This window comes from Micromonospora sp. URMC 107 (assembly GCF_051386315.1).
Classification (GTDB): Bacteria; Actinomycetota; Actinomycetes; order Mycobacteriales; family Micromonosporaceae; genus Micromonospora.
The window spans coordinates 1-1,728 of sequence record NZ_JBPQTK010000269.1 but is presented as its reverse complement, the minus strand read 5'-3'; the positions used below and the strand labels follow the sequence as shown (position 1 = coordinate 1,728).

1 protein-coding gene is annotated in these 1,728 nt (G+C 74.1%); it reads left to right on the top strand.

Going from position 1 to position 1,728, the window contains the following annotated elements:
- Positions 1–1,728: acyl-CoA dehydrogenase family protein (locus ACSNN9_RS28415; RefSeq protein WP_436676381.1), on the top strand; the 1,728-nt coding region annotated here is incomplete at both ends.

The following is a 1,728-nucleotide window of genomic DNA, read 5'->3' as shown; positions in this document are numbered from 1 at the left end:
CGCCGACCGCCGCCGACGGCCCGCCGACCGCCGCCGACGGCCCGCCGACCGCCGCCGACGGCCCGCCGACCGCCGCCGACGGCCCGCCGACCGCCGCCGACGGCCCGCCGCCGGCCGGCGCGGCCGGGCCCCTGCCGACGGAGGCCGGTCAGGTCTCCGAGAAGGAGGCCCGCCAGGTCGCCGAGGCGGCCCGGGAGTCCTCCTGGGACCGTCCCAGCTTCGGCAAGGAGCTCTTCCTCGGCCGGTTCCGGCTCGACCTGATCGACCCCTGGCCGCGCGCCGACCCGGCGGACGTCGCCCGCGCCGACGAGTTCCTCGGCCGGTTCCGCGAGTTCCTCGTCTCCGAGGTGGACGGTGCCGCGATCGAGCGGGACGCGTCCATTCCGGACGAGGTGTTCCAGGGCCTGGCCCGGCTCGGCGCGTTCGGCATGAAGATCGACCGGTCGTACGGCGGGCTCGGGCTCAGCAACCTGCACTACTGCCGGGCGCTCATGCTGGCCGGCTCGGTCAGCCCGGCGATCGGCGCGCTGCTCTCGGCGCACCAGTCCATCGGGGTGCCCCAGCCGTTGAAGATGTTCGGCACCGCCGAGCAGAAGCAGCGCTTCCTGCCCCGGCTCGCCGCCGGTGAGGTCTCCGGGTTCCTGCTCACCGAACCGGACGTCGGCTCCGATCCGGCCCGGCTGGCCACCACCGCCGAGCCCACGCCCGACGGCACCGGCTACCGGCTCAACGGCGTGAAGCTGTGGGCCACCAACGGCACCGTCGCCACCCTGCTCGTGGTGATGGCCCGGGTGCCCGCCGCCGAGGGGCGGCGCGGCGGGATCACCGCCTTCGTCGTCGAGGGCGACACCGAGGGCATCACCGTCGAACGGCGCAACGCCTTCATCGGCCTGCGGGGCCTGGAGAACAGCCTGACCCGCTTCCACGACGTCTTCGTCCCGAAGGAGAACGTCATCGGCGGCGAGGGCAAGGGCCTCAAGATCGCGCTGACCACCCTGAACACCGGGCGGCTGTCGCTGCCGGCCATGTGCGTCGGCGCCGGCAAGTGGGCGTTGAACGTGGCCCGGGAGTGGGCCGTCGACCGGGTGCAGTGGGGGCGGCCCGTGGGCGAGCACGAGGCGGTGGCCCAGAAGCTCTCCTTCATCGCCGCGACGACGTACGGCATGGAGACCATGCTGGACCTCTGCTGCCTGCTCGCCGACGACGACCGCAACGACATCCGGATCGAGGCGGCGCTGGTCAAGCTCTACGCCAGCGAGATGGCCTGGAAGATCGCCGACGAGCTGGTGCAGATCCGGGGCGGCCGCGGCTACGAGACGGCCGACTCGCTCGCCGCCCGGGGCGAGCGGCCGGCCGCCGTCGAGCAGATGCTGCGCGACCTGCGGATCAACCGCATCTTCGAGGGCTCCACGGAGATCATGCACCTGCTCATCGCGCGGGAGGCGGTCGACGCGCACCTGTCGGTCGCCGGCGACATCATCGACCCGGACGCCGGGCTCGGCCGCAAGGCGAAGGCCGGGGCGCGGGCCGGCGCCTTCTACGCGAAGTGGCTGCCCACCCTCGCCGTCGGCAGGGGACAGCGCCCGTCGGCGTACGCCGAGTTCGGCCCGCTCGCCGGGCACCTGCGGCAGGTGGAGCGCGCCTCGCGCAAGCTGGCCCGCTCGACGTTCTACGCGATGTCCCGCTGGCAGGGGAAGATGGAGCGCAAGCAGGCGTTCCTCGGCCGGG